At 66.8% G+C, this 16,983-nt stretch carries 12 protein-coding genes; 8 read left to right on the top strand and 4 right to left on the bottom strand.

Annotated features, from left to right (window positions below; genetic code table 11):
* Nucleotides 1-21: 21 nt before the first annotated feature.
* The 3 genes from ACYVGE_RS11715 to mutM form a co-directional block, all read right to left on the bottom strand.
* A complete protein-coding gene (locus ACYVGE_RS11715; protein WP_460730071.1) occupies nucleotides 22-2,835 on the bottom strand; it encodes a serine/threonine-protein kinase in 2,814 nt (937 codons plus the stop codon).
* Between the two features lie 43 nt (nucleotides 2,836-2,878).
* Nucleotides 2,879-3,442, bottom strand: coding sequence for an ECF-type sigma factor (locus tag ACYVGE_RS11710; protein WP_310054653.1), 564 nt, complete (start codon nucleotides 3,440-3,442; stop codon nucleotides 2,879-2,881).
* 75 nt (nucleotides 3,443-3,517) lie between these two features.
* On the bottom strand, nucleotides 3,518-4,330 hold the full coding sequence (gene mutM, locus ACYVGE_RS11705) for a bifunctional DNA-formamidopyrimidine glycosylase/DNA-(apurinic or apyrimidinic site) lyase (protein ID WP_460730069.1): 813 nt from the start codon (nucleotides 4,328-4,330) through the stop codon (nucleotides 3,518-3,520).
* A gap of 198 nt (nucleotides 4,331-4,528) precedes the next feature.
* Between mutM and ACYVGE_RS11700 the strand changes: the two genes are divergently transcribed.
* The 8 genes from ACYVGE_RS11700 to ACYVGE_RS11665 all read left to right on the top strand — a co-directional run bounded on the left by ACYVGE_RS11700 (nucleotide 4,529) and on the right by ACYVGE_RS11665 (nucleotide 14,151).
* Nucleotides 4,529-5,716: a DesA family fatty acid desaturase gene (locus ACYVGE_RS11700; protein ID WP_460730067.1), complete on the top strand. Its 1,188-nt coding sequence runs from the start codon at nucleotides 4,529-4,531 to the stop codon at nucleotides 5,714-5,716.
* Between the two features lie 92 nt (nucleotides 5,717-5,808).
* On the top strand, nucleotides 5,809-6,147 hold the full coding sequence (locus ACYVGE_RS11695) for an EF-hand domain-containing protein (RefSeq protein WP_460730065.1): 339 nt from the start codon (nucleotides 5,809-5,811) through the stop codon (nucleotides 6,145-6,147).
* Nucleotides 6,148-6,194: 47 nt separating this feature from the next.
* Nucleotides 6,195-7,160, top strand: a complete 966-nt coding sequence (locus ACYVGE_RS11690) for an NAD-dependent epimerase/dehydratase family protein (protein WP_460730063.1) — start codon at nucleotides 6,195-6,197, stop codon at nucleotides 7,158-7,160.
* A gap of 108 nt (nucleotides 7,161-7,268) precedes the next feature.
* A complete protein-coding gene (locus tag ACYVGE_RS11685; RefSeq protein ID WP_460730061.1) occupies nucleotides 7,269-7,997 on the top strand; it encodes a glycosyltransferase family 2 protein in 729 nt (242 codons plus the stop codon).
* A gap of 64 nt (nucleotides 7,998-8,061) precedes the next feature.
* A complete protein-coding gene (locus tag ACYVGE_RS11680; RefSeq protein WP_457097205.1) occupies nucleotides 8,062-8,388 on the top strand; it encodes a lipid-A-disaccharide synthase N-terminal domain-containing protein in 327 nt (108 codons plus the stop codon).
* 340 nt (nucleotides 8,389-8,728) lie between these two features.
* Entirely contained in the window at nucleotides 8,729-8,965 is a 237-nt protein-coding gene (gene rpmB / locus ACYVGE_RS11675) for a 50S ribosomal protein L28 (RefSeq protein ID WP_310054639.1), read from the top strand.
* Between the two features lie 11 nt (nucleotides 8,966-8,976).
* The gene (gene rpmG / locus ACYVGE_RS11670; protein WP_175489134.1) at nucleotides 8,977-9,144 is read left to right on the top strand and encodes a 50S ribosomal protein L33; all 168 of its coding nucleotides are present in this window, start codon (nucleotides 8,977-8,979) and stop codon (nucleotides 9,142-9,144) included.
* 210 nt (nucleotides 9,145-9,354) lie between these two features.
* Nucleotides 9,355-14,151, top strand: a complete 4,797-nt coding sequence (locus tag ACYVGE_RS11665; protein WP_460730058.1) for an ATP-binding protein — start codon at nucleotides 9,355-9,357, stop codon at nucleotides 14,149-14,151.
* 92 nt (nucleotides 14,152-14,243) lie between these two features.
* Here the strand turns inward: ACYVGE_RS11665 and ACYVGE_RS11660 are convergent, their stop codons facing one another.
* Nucleotides 14,244-16,487 carry a M4 family metallopeptidase gene (locus ACYVGE_RS11660; protein ID WP_460730056.1) on the bottom strand — a complete coding sequence of 748 codons (2,244 nt, stop codon included), beginning with the start codon at nucleotides 16,485-16,487 and terminating at the stop codon, nucleotides 14,244-14,246.
* Between the last annotated feature and the right edge of the window lie 496 nt (nucleotides 16,488-16,983).

The raw sequence follows: 16,983 nt of genomic DNA, 5'->3' as shown, positions 1-16,983 counted from the left end.
AAGTCGTTGCTCTGAACCCGATTACAGGCAGCCTTGCCGGATCCGTTGCACGTCGCCCAGGGCCGCGCTGCCCTCGGGCATGGCCGCCTGCATCTCCTGCGTGATCGCGTCGAGCTGGGCGCGGGCGAGCGCCGGTTCGCGTTGGCAGCGCGTCTCGGTGAGGTAGGCGCGCGCCAACCAGCGGTCCCTGCGCTGGTCGTTGTTGTCGGCGGGCCCGGTTGTCCCGATTTCGGCCAGGCGCTGCATGGCCGCGGTATCGCCTTCGGCGGCGAGCAGGCGCGCCTGCGCGAGCTCGGCGCGCAGGGTGTGCGGATCCCCCGGGCCGTAATGACCACGCGTCAGCGCGACCGCCTGCTGGAGGGCGCTGCGGGCCTGCGCCGGATCCCCGAGCGCCGCGGCGACCACGCCGATCAGGCGGTCGGTGTCGCCGACGAGGCCATGCTCAGCGCCGAACTGCCCGACGCGCAGCCGGCGCGCCTCCTGCAACAACGGCATCGCGTTGGCATCGAGTCCGGCGTCGTGCAGCGCCGCCGCCTGGTTGAATAGCCCCGTGGCGAGCAGGCCGGGATCCGGGCCCGTGCGCCAGATCTCCACGGCGTGCGCCAGGGCGGGCAGGGCGGCCGCCAGGTCGCCACGTTCCCAGGCGGCCAGCCCGAGGTTGCTGGAGTTGCGGGCGATCTCGGCGTCGCCGGCCCCCAGCCTGGCGACCAGCCACGCCTGGGTCTCGGTGAATTCGCGCTGGGCCAATGCGTAACGGCCCAGGTCCATGTGCAGCGCGGCCAGCTGGCGGCGCGCTTCGATGCCGGCCCGGCTGTCGCCGCCGTGCAGCTGCACGGCGAGTGTCAGTGCCTCCTGGCAATCGTGCTCGGCGAGCGCGAGGTCGCCCTGCGCGCGACGCAATGCACAGCGGTTGCGCAGGATGGTGACGGCCAGGGGATGGCGCGCGCTGACATGACTGCCCAGGTAGGACAACGCTTCGTTGAAGCCGCGCATGGCGGACGCGTTGTCGCCGGCATCGCCCTTGAGCGACGCGAGGTCGACGAGGTTCTCGACGATGCCGACCTCATCGGCTGGCGATTCGCGTCGTATGGCGAGCGAGCGCTCGAACATCTGGCGCGCGCCCTGCCGTTCGCCCGCGGCGCGGCGGCAGCGCCCGAGCTGCGAGTAGAACTGGCTGCTTTGCGGTGGAAGTTGCGCTTCCTCGCCGCGCGCCACGTCCAGTGCGGGCTGCATCAGGGCGAGGCACGCCGGAGCGTTGCCCTGCACGGCGAGCAGCTGTCCGCGCAGGGTCAGTGATTCCAGTTGCAGGCTGTCGGGGATGTCGCGGGTGTTGTCGACGATGGCGGACTGCCGCCGCAGCAGTTGTCCCGCTTCCGCATAGTCGCCCAGGCCCAGGCGCAGGCGCGCGAGCAGGCCCAGCAATTCGGCGCGCGCGCGCGGCTGGTGGCCGGGCTCGGTGCGGTCGCGCGTCTCGGCGGCGGTGAGCAGGCTGCGCAGGTCCATGGCCTTGCCGGGCGCGCCACCCGCCTGTTCGAACAGGCCCACCATGAAATCCTGCATGGCCTGCGCGCGCGCGGCTTCGGCCAGCGCCTGCCGCGCCTGCCAGGCGACCAGGCCGACGGAGATCCCCAGCACCACGATCACCATGGAGGCGGTCGCCAGTGTCCAGCGATGCCGGGCGAAGTATTTGCGAATGCGGTAACCGACACCCTGTGGCCGCGCCAACACCGGGCGACCCTCTTCATAGCGGCGCAGGTCGAGGGCGACGGCTTCCACCGAGGGGTAACGCTGCTCGGGCTGCTTCGACAGCGTCTTCAGCACGATGTTGTCGAGGTCACCCGACAGCACGCGCGCGCGGCGACGCAGTGCGGCGACATGCCCGTATTCCTCCACCGTGTCGCTCTCAACCCGGCGAAGCATGGTTTGCGAAGGCCGGAGCGGGTCATTGAGCAGGATCGCCTCTTCCCACGCCGCGTCGCTGTCGCGCTTGAGCTTGTACGGCTTGCGGTCGGTCAGCAGTTCGTACAGCACCACGCCGAGCGAATACACATCGGTCATGGTGGTGACCGGCTCGCCGCGGATCTGCTCGGGCGCCGCGTAGTGCAGGGTGAATGCACGCATGCCGGTGCGGGTCTGTTCGACCACCGCCGCTTCGCTGTCGAGCAGCTTGGCGATACCGAAGTCGAGCAGCCGCACTTCGCCCGCCGGCGTGACGAGGATGTTCGAGGGCTTGAGGTCGCGGTGCACGATCAGGTTGGCGTGCGCGTGGCTCACCGCATCGCACACCTGCTGGAACATGTGCAGTCGTTGCGCGACCGGTGTGTCCTGGGTGCGGCAGTAGTCGGTGATGGGTTCGCCGTCGACGTATTCCAGCGCGAGGTAGGGCAGGCCCTCGACGGTGACGCCGGCATCGAGCAGGCGTGCGATGTGCGGGTGGCCCAGGCGCGCGAGGATCTGGCGTTCGCGGGTGAAGCGCACGCGCAGGTTGGTGTCGGTCAGGCCCGGGCGCAGCAGCTTCAGGGCGACGCGGCGCTGGTACAGGCCGTCGGCGCGCGAGGCCAGCCACACCTGGCCCATCCCGCCTTCGCCAAGCAGCCGATCGAGGCGGTACGGTCCGACCACGGTGCCCGGCTGTACGCCCGGGCGCGGCGCGACCAGCGGTTCGGCGAGGAAGTCGCCGCGTTCCTCTTCCAGCGCGATCAGCGCTTCCAGTTCATCGGTGAGTCCGGGGTCTTCCTCGCGCAGTTCGCGCAACCGTTCATCGCGTGCTTCCGGCGGCAGCTCGAAGAGCGAGTCGATCAGCGGAGAGAGGAGTTGCCAGCGCGCGGGATCCATCGTTGTGCCTGTGCTCCCTACCCGGTCGGGGCGGCGGCGTAACTCAGGAGTCCTTGAGCGAAGCCAGCAGGAACAGCCGCGCCTTCTGCCAGTCGCGCCGGATGCTGCGCTCGGAGCGCTCGAGCAGGGCAGCGATCTCCAGTTCCGAGAGGCCGGCGAAGTAGCGCAGTTCCACCACCTGCGCGAGCTTCTGGTCGACGGCGGCGAGCTTGGTCAGCGCCACGTCGAGGCCGAGGGTTTCCTCGTCCAGGCGCAGGCCGCCCTCGACGTCCTCGGGCAGGTCGGTAACGCGGTGCAGGTCGCCGCCGCGCTTCTGCGCCAGGCGCTGGCGCGCGTAGTCGACCACCACGCTGCGCATGGCCGAGGCCGCATAGGCGAAGAAATGGGCGCGGTCGTCGAAACGGGCTTCGCGGCGACCGATGAGCTTGAGGTAGGCCTCGTGCACCAGCGCGGTGGCATCGAGGGTCTGGCCATGCTGGCCGGCGAGCTGGCGCCGGGCCATGGAATGCAGTTCGGAGTAGAGCCGCGCGAGCACGTTGTCGAGCGCGCCACGATCCCCTTCTCGGGCTGCATCCAGCAGCAATGTGATGTCGGCACTATCCGCCATGACCATCCGATCCCCCGGAGTTGCGTCGAATATAAACCCAATATCCGCATAGGTGGTGTGCAGATGAGGCGAGGGCTATTTCTGGCAGTGCCCGCACCATACGGTCGTGCGTTGCCCGATCGTGGCCTGCTTCAACGCCCGCCCGCAGCGCGGGCAGGGCTCGCCGCCCCGGCCGTAGGCCGACAGTTCAAGCTCGAAATAGCCGGGTTCGCCATCGGGGCTGATGAAATCGCGCAAGGTGGTGCCGCCGCGCTCGATCGCGTAGGCGAGGATGCGCTTCACCGCCGCCGCGAGCAGGGCGTAACGCTCGCGCGAGACCTTGCCCGCGACACGCAGCGGTGAGATGCCGGCTTCGAACAGGGCTTCGGCCACGTAGATGTTGCCGACGCCGACCACGATCTTCTGGTCCATCAGGAAGGTCTTCACCGGTGCCTTGCGACCGCGGCTGAGCGCGAACAGGTAGTCGCCGTCGAAGGCGTCCGACAAGGGCTCCGGGCCCAGGTCGCGCAGCAGTTCGTGGGTGGTCCCTGGCGGCTGCCACAGCAGGCAGCCGAAGCGGCGCGGATCGGTGAAGCGCAGTACGCGCCGGGAATCCAGGGCCAGGTCGACGTGGTCGTGCGCCTTGACCGGCGTCGCCGCCGGCAGCACGCGCAGGCTGCCGGACATGCCCAGGTGCAGCAGCGCGCTGCCGGCGGACGTGTCGAGCAGCAGGTACTTGGCCCGCCGGCGCACGGCGGCGATGCGCTGGCCGGGCAGGAGGTCGCGCACCTCGTCCGGGATGGGCCAGCGCAGGTCCGGCCGGCGCAGGACGACGCCGGTGATCGTGCGGCCCTCGAGGTGCGGCGCCAGGCCGCGACGGGTGGTTTCGACTTCGGGAAGTTCGGGCATGCCCCCTAGCTTACGAAGATGCCCGCCGGCCCGCCTGTTCAGCTTTGGCCCTTGCCGAAGCGCGTCCCGGTCCCCATCAAATAGGGGTTCCATACCAGCGCGAACGTCCAGTGGGAGTGGCAGAATCCCGCGTGGGACTGCGTCTTCCACCCACCCTCTTCGCCCAGCGAGGAGTGGCGCGCCCGCTCCGGAGTTGTCATGTCCGCATTGCTCGATTTCCTCGCCGGTGGCCTGTTGCAGGCCGGCTGGGTTTCCCTCGCGATCTATTTCCTGGTCGCCACGCAGCTCACCATCTTCTCCGTGACCTTGTACCTGCATCGTTCGCAGGCGCATCGCGCGGTGGACTTCCATCCGGTGCTGGCGCACGCCTTCCGTTTCTGGTCGTGGTTTTCGACCTCGATGATCACCAAGGAATGGGCGGCGATCCACCGCAAGCACCACGCCAAGGTCGAGACCGAGGAAGATCCGCACAGTCCGCAGATCAAGGGCATCAAGACCGTGTTCTGGCAGGGCGTCGAGCTCTACAAGGAAGCGCGCGCCGATCGCGAGTCGATCGAGAAGTACGGCAAGGGCTGCCCGGACGACTGGATCGAGCGCCACCTTTACACGCCGTACGCCACGCTGGGTCCGACGCTGTATCTGTTCCTCAGCTTCGCGTTGTTCGGCTTCGTCGGCGTCGCGTTGTGGGCGATCCAGATGGCGTGGATTCCGTTCTGGGCCGCGGGCGTGGTCAACGGCCTCGGCCACTGGTGGGGCTATCGCAATTTCGAAAGCGCCGACACCTCGACCAACCTGAGTCCGTGGGGCGTGTGGATCGGCGGCGAGGAGCTGCACAACAACCACCACGCGTTCCCGTCGTCGGCGAAATTCGCGCTGCGCAAGTTCGAATTGGACATCGGCTGGGTCGCGATCCGCCTGTTCGAAAAGGTCGGCCTGGCGAAGGTGCTGCGCGTGGCGCCCACGCTTGACGTGCGCCCGAACATCGCCATGCCCGACGGCGAGACGATGAAGGCGCTGCTGGCCATCCGCTTCCAGGCGATGACCGACTACTACCGCAACGTCACCCTGCCCGCCCTGCGCGAAGCCAAGGTCAAGTTGCCGCGCAAGCTGCGCAAGGGCCTGGCCGACGGTGGTCGCTGGCTCGATGACGACAAGCGCGCGCGCCTGCAGGCGTGGGTGGCCGAGCGTCCGCGCATGGCGCAGCTGGCCGAGTTCCGCGCCAAGCTCTCGCAGGTTCTGGACGAACGCTCGCAGGACGCCCAGGCCACGCTGGCCAAGCTGCAGGCGTGGTGTGCCGAAGCCGAAGCCTCCGGCAACGCGGCCCTGCAGGCGTTCTCGATGCGCCTGAAGGGGTATGCACTGGCGCCGTCGCGCATCGGCGCGTGATGCGTCGCCGCGCGACAGGTTCGAATCGGGAAGGAGCGGCGACGCTCCTTCCGTCTTTTGCGGTTCAGCCGCGCTGCGGCAGATTGCGCGGCATGCGTAACGTCCTCACCGTCCTCATCGTGATTGGCCTGCTGTGGCCCGCACTCGCCGCCGCCCAGGTCACCGCCAGTGACGACTACCTGGCGCGCATGGACGGCGACGGCGACAGCCGTATCTCGCTCACCGAATACCAGGCGTGGATGGGTTACGCCTTCGAGCACATGGATGCCAATGGCGACGGCGTGCTCAGCGCGGAGGAGCTGCCCGGCGGACGTGGCAGGACGGTGAGCCTGGCCGAGCACCGCGAAGCATTGGCCGCGATGTTCCAGCGGCAGGATGCGGACCACGACGGCTTCCTCAGCACGCAGGAACTGTCGGCGCCGCCGCGCTGACGCGAGCTGCAGGCGACGCATCCGGCTTCGCTCCCTAGAATGCGCGCATGACCATCCTCGTGACCGGCGCGGCCGGCTTCATCGGCGCCTACGTGTGCCGTTCCCTGCGCGATCGCGGCGATACCGTGGTCGGGCTCGACAACTACAACGACTACTACGACCCGCAGCTCAAGCGCGACCGCGTCGCGGCGCTGTGTCCCGACGTCGACCTGCGCACGCTCGATCTCGGCGACCGCGACGGCCTCGCCGCGCTGTTCGACGAGGTGAAGCCGACGCGCGTCGTCCACCTCGCCGCGCAGGCCGGGGTGCGCTATTCGCTGACCCATCCGCACGCCTACGTCGACAGCAACCTGGTGGGCTTCGTCAACGTGCTGGAGCTGTGCCGCCATCGCGGCGTGCAGCATCTGGTGTATGCGAGTTCCTCGTCGGTGTACGGCGATTCGGCGACACCGCCGTTCTCGGAAGACCAGCGCGTCGACCAGCCGCGTTCGCTGTACGCGGCGACCAAGGCCGCCAACGAACTGATGGCGCACACCTACGCGCACCTCTACGGCCTGCGCGCGACCGGCCTGCGCTTCTTCACCGTGTACGGCCCCTGGGGACGGCCCGACATGGCGCCGCTGCTGTTCTCGCGCGCGGTACTGGCCGGGCGTCCGATCGACGTGTTCAACCATGGCCGCATGCGTCGCGATTTCACCTTCGTCGCCGACATCGTCGCCGGCGTGCTGGGCTCGCTCGACGCGCCATCGGGTGACGATCCGCCGCACCGCGTCTTCAACCTCGGCAACCACACCCCGGTGGAGCTCGAGCGCTTCATCGCCGTGATCGAGCAGGCGGCCGGCAAGCCCGCGCTGAAGGTCTACAAGGAGATGCAGCCGGGCGACATGGTCGAAACCATGGCCGATACCGCCCGCGCCAAGGCCGTTTTCGGCTTCGAGCCGGCGACCGCGATCGAGGCCGGCCTGCCGCAGGTCGTGGCCTGGTGCCGCGATTATTTCGGTGACCGCGCCTGACCCGTTCGCGGCCCCGCGCTGACGCCGTAACCCGCGGGCGGGTACGATGCACGCCCAACGCCCCCCGTTCGGCCGCACCGCGTGCTGGTGCGGCATGACAATGCCGACATGACTCCATCCGTGCCCCAGATCTCCGTCGTCGTGCCCGTGTTCAACGAGCAGGACAACGTCGCCTCGCTCATCCAGGAAACCGTGGCCGCACTGCGCGGCGTGGTTCCCTTCGAGATCGTCTACGTCGACGACCACTCGCGCGACAACACTCTGGCGACGCTGCGCGGACTCAAGGCGCAGGTGCCGGAACTGCGCGTGCTCCACCACGTCAGCCAGAGTGGCCAGAGCACGGCGATCCGCACCGGGGTGAGGGCCGCGCGCGGCGAATGGATCGCCACGCTCGACGGCGATGGCCAGAACGATCCGGCCGACATCCCCAAGCTGATCGCCGAGCGCGCCAAGGGCGGCCGCGACGTGAAAATGATCGCCGGCTGGCGCGTCCACCGCCAGGACACCGGCAGCAAGCGCTGGGCGTCGAAGTGGGCCAATGCGATCCGCGTGCGCATGTTGCACGACGACACGCCCGACACCGGCTGCGGTATCAAGCTGTTCGAGCGCGCCGCCTTCCTCGACCTGCCCTACTTCGACCACATGCACCGCTACCTGCCGGCGTTGATGCAGCGTGCGGGCTGGAAGACGGTGAGCGTGCCGGTGAACCACCGCGCCCGCACCGCCGGCGTGTCCAAGTACAACAACTTCAATCGCGCCCTGGTCGGCATCCGCGACCTGCGCGGAGTGGCGTGGCTGATCACGCGCAGCAAGCGCACCGCGGTCGAGGAGGTCTGAAATGCTGTTGACCGCTGCCGCCACCGCCACTGCTGCCGCCACCGCTGCCGGTGGCGCCGACATCATGAATGCCCCGATCGCCTGGCTGGCCTGGACCGGGCTGCACATGTCGCCCTGGAAGCTGATCGGGCTGACCGGCGCGCTGATGTTCGGCGGGCGCTGGCTGGTGCAGTTCCTGGCCTCGCGCAAGCATGGCAAGCCGGTGATCCCGCGTCTGTTCTGGTACATGAGCCTGGTGGGGAGCGTAATGACCCTGGGCTACTTCGTGTTCTCGGCCAAGCAGGACTCGGTGGGCGTGATCCAGAACCTGTTCCCGGCCTTCACCGCCGCCTACAGCCTGTACCTGGACATCCAGCACCGCGGCTGGCACCGGGACAAGGCGTCCCACTGACCCTCCCCGGGGGCGGGTAGTCCACACGTCCCGGACGGCCCGGCCCGTCAAAAGCCAGGGCGTTCAGGTACGCAGCGCTGCGGCGCGCCCGGCATCCGGGCTGGCGCGATCCCCCTTGGCGCTGCATAATGCGCGGCTCGCTGCGTCCGGTCGGCCTGCTCCCATGGAGCTGGACCTCGCCCGGGCGGGACCCGGAAGCACGATTCCGACCCGCCGCCGGCAGCGGGAACTCCGTTCTGGAGCCACCCACCCTCATCGTGTGCCGCCGCAATCCACCGCGGGCGGAGGGGCCGCCGCCTCCCTGGCCAAGGGAAGCAATCAATTACCTCTCGAGGTGCGTATGTCCCGCGTATGCCAAGTAACCGGCAAGCGCGTGCAGGCGGGTAACAACGTCTCGCACGCCAACAACAAGACCCGCCGCCGTTTCCTCCCGAACCTGCATGAACGCCGGTTCTGGGTTGCCAGCGAAAACCGCTGGGTGAAGCTGCGTCTTTCCACCGCTGCCCTGCGCACCATCGACAAGAACGGCATCGACTCCGTCCTTGCCCAGCTGCGTGCACGCGGCGAGAAGATCTGAGGAGGATCTGAATCATGGCTTCCAAGCGCGACAAGATCCGCCTGATCTCCTCGGCCAACACCGGCCACTTCTACACCACGGACAAGAACAAGAAGAACACGCCGAACAAGATGGAGGTCAAGAAGTACGACCCCGTCGTTCGCAAGCATGTGATCTACAAGGAAGGCAAGATCAAGTAAGTCTTCTGGCCGGTTTCCGACCGGCTTGTTCGAAGCAGTACCGAAGCCCGCCGCAAGGCGGGCTTTCTTTTTGCGTGCCCGAAAAGCGCGCCGCCATCGCGGCGCAGGCAGGCGCCGAAGCCGTTCCAGACAGCGGCTTGACAGGGGGGTCGCCCGTCCACAAGCTGCCCTGAGCCGACAGCCAAGCGCCTTCCAGGTAGGTAGGCTCTCATGCGATTCGCGCCATGCCGCTGGTGGTTTCTAGCGTTGCTGTCGGGCGGAATCCTTGCGGCGCACGGGCTGGCCAACGCGGCGCCTCCCCCGGCCACCACACCTGCACCTGCACCTGCACCCGCGCCCGCACCCACATCGATCCGGCTGGTCGAAAACGAATCGCCGTTGTTCGAAACGCTTGATCGTGCGCGTGGCCTGATGAGCCCGTCGACCAACGACATCCTGGTGGACCGGCACGGCTTCGTCTGGATCGCCAACGACACAGGACTTCACCGCTTCGATGGCCGCAACTTGTACAGCATCGAACGCGATGCGAATCGGCCCGATTCTCTGGCGAGTCAAAGGGTGATTCGACTTGCAGAGACTCCCGACGCGTTGTGGCTCGCCTTCGAGAACGCAACGATACAGCGCCTGAGCATGGTGACAGGCCGTCTCACCGTGGCGCCGATCGACGTGGCGGGTGTTGGCGCTCCACAAAAAATTGAGCGGATGCACGGCGATGCCTACGGTCGTCTCTGGCTGGCTACCGATATTGGCCTGCTCAGGTACGACCCTGCCACTGGCCAGGTGTTGCGCCCCATGGCCAAGGTCTTCCGGATGAACATGAGTCCCGATGGACGGCGCGTGTTCGTGATTACCGACGATTTTCAGATCGGGATGATGGAAACCAATGCCCCGGGGTCACTCCGCTTCGTCGCCCGTCTACCGGTCCCGAACACGACCGGCAGCCTCGTCATGGCGTCGGATGACAAGGGCCTGTGGGTGTCGCGGTGGACCGGAGTGCAGCTATGGAGGCTCGACATCGCCAGTTCCACGCTGCGTCGCATCGATAGTCCCGTGGCCCCCATCTGGCGCCTCGCCGCCGAGCGCAACGGCACGCTGTGGATAGGGACTGCGGAAGGGCTGTACCGCCTCGACACGACCCGTGGGGAGCTGCATCGGTATCGCTACCGCCCCGGCGATCCACTAGGGCTGCAAGTCAAAATCATCAGGGCCATGAGGATCAGCCCCGATGGCGACCTCTGGATCGGAGGCATTTTCGGCGGCGTGAGCCGGGTACGGCTGCGCAGCGGGGTGACCCGCATGGAGTTGGGCAAGCTTCCCGACGCCATCTGCGGCTTGTATGAAAACGCAGGACGCCAGTTGTTCGTCACGCCTTGCGAGGGCGGAATGGGCCGACTCGACCTGGCCACCGGACAGCTATCGGACCTCAGCCCTCAATTCGATCGTCTCAAACTTACGTCCAAGTTTTTCGTGCGCCGACCCATCGGTGATGGAGCGGACGGGATCTGGATGGCAATAGTGGGAGGTGTGCTGCACTGGAGGCCCGGCAACCCGACCCTGATTCCCTCTCCGCACGACATGCTCGGAACCACTCTCGACAGTCGGGGCCGTGTCTGGGCACCCCACGCGGATGGACTGGCCGTGCTGCTTCCCGGATCCCAGGTGTTGCGTGAAGTGACTGCGCATAGGGAAGGCCAGCCGTTTGTGTTCGTTGGCACCTACAGCGTGGAGGAGGGACCCGATGGCACGCTTTGGGTAGCTTCGACGAACGGGTTGTTCCAATACCGGCCCGACTCGGGAGAGGTGGTGCGACAGTTCGTGTCGGAGCGAGGCAATCCGCAGAGCCTGTCCGACACCACTGTCACGGAGGCGTATACCGATCCCGCCGGCCGCGTATGGGTGGCGACCCTGTCCGGCCTCGACCGGATGATCGTCGGCCGCGATGGCGCCATCCATTTCCGCCGATACGATCGCGCGGACGGTCTGCCGGCCTCCGGCATCACTTCGATGCTGAGTGACCGGACGGGCGCGTTGTGGGTGACCACCGATCGAGGAATCGCACGCTGGGATTCGCGTCATGATCGATTCCAGCCCTATCTGCCCGTGGATGGCCTACCGGATATCGCCACCAGCGGCGATGCGGGGATCCTGGGTAGCGACGGCAAGCTGTACTTCGGTACCAACGAAGGCTTGTGGCGTATCGACCTGGACCGGCTGCAAGTGGCCAGGCCTCATTCCACTGTGCTCAGCGCTTACCAGGTGGGCGACTCCACGATCATCAACCTGCGTGGACGCGACCTGCCGGGGATCCACGCCCGGTACCTCGATCGACGCCTGACCTTCACGTTTGCGACGCTGGGCGACCCGCGCAACCTGTTCTATCGCCTGGCAGGTCTGGACGATCACTGGCAAAGCATGCCGGCGAACCTGACCATCGGTTATCACCAGTTGCCTCCGGGTGATTACCGGCTGGAAGTCAGCCGGCTGGATGAAGCGGAGCATCGAACCACGGAGCTATCGCTCCCTGTAGGCATTGCGCCACCGATCTGGCGCACCCCCTGGGCCTACTTCGCGTATCTGCTGGCGATCGCCGCAGCGCTTGGATGGCTAGTGCGCTCCTATGTCGTCAGGCGCCGTCGCCGTCGCGAATACGTCCGCCTACTGCGTGCAAAGGACGAGCGCCTGAGCCTGGCCATGGCCGCGTCCGGCGACGTCATGTTCGAAATCGATTTCCAGAAGAACCAGGTCACCGAGACGGGAGGCGAGGAGGCGTCCCGTCATTCCAGCGAGTCGCACAGCATTCCCGCCTATCTCGACCTGATTCACCCCGATGACATCGAGCCGGTGAGGCACTACCTCGAGGCGTTGCAACAAGAGCACACACCGGATCTGCAGATCGAATGCCGGCGCCGTAGCGCCGCCAACGGTTGGAGGTGGGTCCGGCTTCGCGGTCAATTCATCGTGCAGGACGCCGCCGAAGCACCCGACAGGTTCACGGGGATGCTGCACGACATCACCCAGGAACGCGCCGACCAGGAGATGCGGCTCAAGACCGAGCAACTGCGCATGCAGGCGGAAGTACGAGGGCAATTCCTGGCCGTCATCAGCCATGAGATCCGCACGCCTTTGAACGGCGTCGTGGGCATGATCGAGCTGTTGGACGGCACTTCGTTGAACGACGAGCAGCGCAGGATGCTGGCGATGTGCCGCGACTCGGCCTTCATCCTGTTGTCGATCGTCAACGACTTCCTCGATCTGTCCAAGATCGAAGCGGGCAAGCTGGAACTGGAACACGCGGACGTTCCAGTCCGCGACCTGGTCGATGCGGCCGCAGGCAGCCTCAGGCTGCAAGCTGTAGATCGCGGCCTTCGCCTCGATCTCCATGTGGCCCCCGATGTTCCTGCCAGCATCGTGGGCGACTGGGTGCGCCTGCGCCAGATTCTCGGCAACCTGTTGAGCAACGCCATCAAGTTCACCGAGCGGGGCCGGGTGGAGATGGCCGTGCACATGGATGCGCCGGGTGAATTGCGATTCACCGTGACCGATACCGGCATCGGCATGGACGAGGAGACGGTGCGGAACCTGTTCCAGCCGTTCCAGCAGGCGTCCGCCGCCACGGCACGCCGCTTCGGCGGCAGCGGGCTGGGCCTGAGCATCGTCAAGCATCTGGCCGAAGTCATGGGCGGCCGCGTCGAATGCCGGAGCGAGGTCGGTAAAGGCACCTGTTTCAGTTTCCTGCTTCCGGTCCAGGCCGTTGTCGCTGCGCGTGCCGAGGTGCTTTTCCTGCAGGGGCTGCGCGCGCTGGCGATCGTCGCTCCGGAGCGGAACAAGTACCTGCGCGAACCCTTGCGCTGGCTCGGGGCCGAGGTCGAGTTTGTCGGGGACGCCGATGCCGCCCTGCTGCGGATTACAAACGCACAGGAACCTCGCATCGACGTCGTGTTGATCGAACCGCAAGCGATCGATGGGGATGATCTCCCGTCGCTATGCGAACGGTTGTCGGCCACGCGCGTTCCCGTCGTCGCGATTGCGACGGAACAGGTCCTTCCGCCCGAGTCCCGGGTACACGTCGTGTTCGTCGAAGGGAGTCCGCTGACGTCGCAGACGCTGGTCGGTGGCATCGAACGGGCGCTGGGACGCAGAACGATCCGCACTGCCATCCCACCCGAACGCATGGTAGTCGCGCCGCCAGCGGCAAGTCGTGGCGAGGCGCCTGCGAGCGCACGAATACTGCTGGCCGAAGACAATCCCATAAATCGCGAAGTGTTCTCGCGGCAGCTCGAACGATTGGGTCATGCCTGCGACATCGCCGAGGACGGCGAGGAAGCCTGGGCTCTGTTGCAACACCACCCAGGGCGTTACGGCCTGCTGCTTACGGACGCACAGATGCCGCGGCTGGACGGCTATCAGTTGGCCGCACGCATTCGCGAACAGGAGCGCCAAGAGGGAGCGCGCCAGGGAGGAGCGCGCCTCAAGATCGTGATGATCACCGCCGGCGTGCTGGCAGGCGAACGGGATCGCTGTCTCGCGATGGGCATGGATGGCTTTCTGTCCAAGCCCCTGTCGCTGGACGCACTGAACGACAAACTGACCGAGCTGCTGCCTGCCGCCGAACCGGACGGAACCACGAAAGCGGTGGAGCCGCCGTCCGCGACCGCGGAGGCGGCACTCACGGACCTGCTGGATCTGCTCCAGGGCAACCGCAATAACTTCCGGCGGATACTGGAGATGTTCATCGATACGACGCGCACGGACATGCAGGCGCTGGAGAACGCAGCGCAACGCGGCGATCGCCGGCTGGCAGGCGAGATGGCCCACAGGCTCAAGTCCGCCTGCTCGCAACTTGGACAGCAGGCCGCGGGCCATGCGCTGGAAGAGATCGAAAGGGCCGCACTGTCGCCGAAGGCCGACGATGCCGCATTCGAGGGACTGGTGACGACAGCGATGCGGGAAGTGTCCCTCTCCCAGACGCTGGTCGAGCAGTACCTGATGGCCGGGTCGGAACAGTAAGGCTGTCGCAGCGAGCGCGGCTGAGCAGCCGCAAAAAAAGCCCCGGCCAAAGGCCGGGGCTCTGCATCACACGGAAGATGGAACCCGTCCCATCAGAACGTGACGCTCCAGCTGTCGATCTTGCCGGTGTCGCCGGCGGCGTTGTCGTTGACGCGCAACTTCCAGGTGCCGTTGAGCGCCTCGGTCGACAGGTTCAGCGTCACCGTCTTGTTGATGTTGTCGGTGCTCGACCCGGTGTGGTTGTGGATGTTGTAGAGCGTGCCATCCGGGGCCACGAGGTCGACCTTCAGGTCACCGATGTAGGTGTGCACGATCGCCACCGTCACCGACGCATTGCTCGGGGCGTTGCCGGTACGGCCGGAGACCGTGATCGGCGAATCCACCGTGGCGTTGTCGTTGATCGCGTAGTCGGTCGTATTGCTGTAGGTCTGCGTGCTACCGCCACCGCCAGTGCTGTAGCTGCCGGTCAGGCTCATGCCCGAGTAGGTGCTGTAGCCGTGGACCGTCACGTAGTACGTGCCGGCCTGCGCGGTGGTGATGTTGCAGGTCTCGGCGGTGGTGCTGCCTTCGGACTTGCAGTCGTACGACGTGGTGGTCGGCTGCGCGCCGAACTTGACGTACAGGTCGGCGTCGCCGGTGCCGCCGGCGGTGACGAACTTCAGGTTGGTCGCACCGGCCGGCACGTCCAGCTTGTAGAACTTGTCCGCACCTGCCGAGGCACCGATGCCGGTCGCCGCGACGCCATTGCTCAGCGCTGTCACCGTGCCGCCACCGCCACCACCCGTGCAGCTCACGCCCACGGCAGTGAACGCCGCGGTCACGTCGGCCTTGTTGAGGCCCAGGTCGGTCGCCGCGGTTTCAACACCGCACGCACCCTGGTTGAAGGTGGAGCTCGCGGTCCAGTACAGCGCGTTGGCGCGCGCCATCACCTTGAACGCCTTCGGCGTATCCCAGCCGGCGGTCTTGGCGAGGTTGCAGAACGCCTTGTTGTACACGCCCGAGGAGTAATGCACGTCCAGGCTGGAGGTGTAGTTGGCGGCATTGTCGATCGAGCCGCCGTCGGCGGTCGGGTTGCACATGTAACGCAGCGCGCCCGAGCCCGACTTGAAGATGTCGCGGCCCACGTCGAAGTCGTTGCTGCCCTTCCAGTAGAACTCGGTGGCTTCGCCGCCCATGTCGGAGAAGGCTTCGTTCATGCCGCCCGACATGCCCGAGTAGGTCAGGTTGGAGTGCTGCTCGGTGAAGCCGTGCGAGACCTCGTGGCCGGCCACGTCGACGCTGACCAGCGGATAGAACGTGGTGGCACCGTCGCCGAAGCTCATGTTGGAGCCGTTCCAGAACGCGTTCTCATAGCTCGTGCCGTAATGCACGCGCATGATCAGCTGGAAGTTCAGTGCGTTGTAGCCGGTGTAGGCCGGGTACATCTTGGTGATCACGCCGCCGAAGAAGTGCGCGTCGTTGATCGGTGCGTAGGCGCCGTTGATGGCCTTGGTGGTGTTGCGCGGGCAGGTGTAGGTCCACGCCGTGGTGCTGGTGCCGGTGCTGCCGTTGAGGTTCACCGACTTCACGTTGGTGTTGCTCATCGTGCAGGTGGTGCCGCTCTGGACCACGTCGAGGAAGCCGTAGATGCCGCCCGAACCCCACTCGTACTGGCCGGTCTTGGCGTTGCCGCCGGGGCCGGTGCCGATGTCGGCGTGGGTGAGGCCTTCCCACTGCTTGAGCACCTTGCCGTTGTTGGCATCGACGATCACGAACGGACGCGTCGGCGCGCCGCCCTGCGAGGAGTCGGCGAAGTAGGACACGACGTAGACCAGGTGCGCGCGGTCGTTGCCGTCGACCCAGACCATCTGTTCCGACTTCTCGTTCTCGGTGCGCAGCGTGGCGAGGCGGTTGCCCAGGCCGGCCTGCTTGCCGATCGCCAGCGCCTGGCCCTTGTCGAGCTTGGCGGCGGCCGCCGGGATCTCACGTGCGAGGCCATCGACGCGCTGGCCGAACATGGTGCGCACGTTGCCGTTGCGGTCTTCGGCGACGATCACCTGTTCGCCGAACACCGGCAGGCCGCGGAAGGTCTGCTGGTAGCGGCGGACGGTGCCGTTGCTGGTGTCGGTGCCGAGCAGCTTGAGGCTGGACTCGGCGTCCAGGCCCAGCATTTCGGCGTGGCGGTCGGCGGCATCGGCGGCGGCGCCTGCATGCGCGGTGGCGGCCTTGTACTGGGCCTCCATCTGCTTGGCGTCCTGCTTGTGCAGGTCGACGTGCGATGCCGCCAGCGCGGTACCGCACACGAGCGCGAGCGCCAACGGCGACAGCGCGAGTAGGTTCAACTTGCTGCGTTCCACAACTCTCTCCTTGGGTAACGAACTTGGGTAACGATGGGATGTCGAGACCGCCGCCGGCGCGTCGCGTCTTGTCTTTGCGCGGCGTCGGTTGCCTGGACCCAACAGGCATGGCGGACTCGGATGGGCGGGACACCGGGCGGAATCGGATTGCCATGGACGGCCAAAGGGAGGCCATCGCTTCAAGAAACTGCAGCTACTGCACACCGTGAGCGCTGCCGGCGCGCGTTCAACGGAGATCCACCCGCGGGCCTGGGCCTGCGGGCAAACGGATTTCGTCAGGACGGCATGGGCTCTAACGGCATGCGCGCGAACGGCATGGACGCGAACGGCACGGACGCACCGTGGCAACGGCGCGGGGCGGGCGGGGAGTGGGCGGGCTGCATGCGTGATTCCGGGGCTGAGGGACGACAGGTGTCATCACCCCGGGGCGAGAGCGCGGGCCTTCCTTCGCGACGGCAGGCGTGGCGAGGGTCGGACATCCTTGTGCTTTCGCGTC

It is taken from the genome of Lysobacter rhizosphaerae (assembly GCF_054779795.1).
Note: the sequence above shows the minus strand (reverse complement) of the source record. Positions and strands in the feature narration are given on the sequence as shown.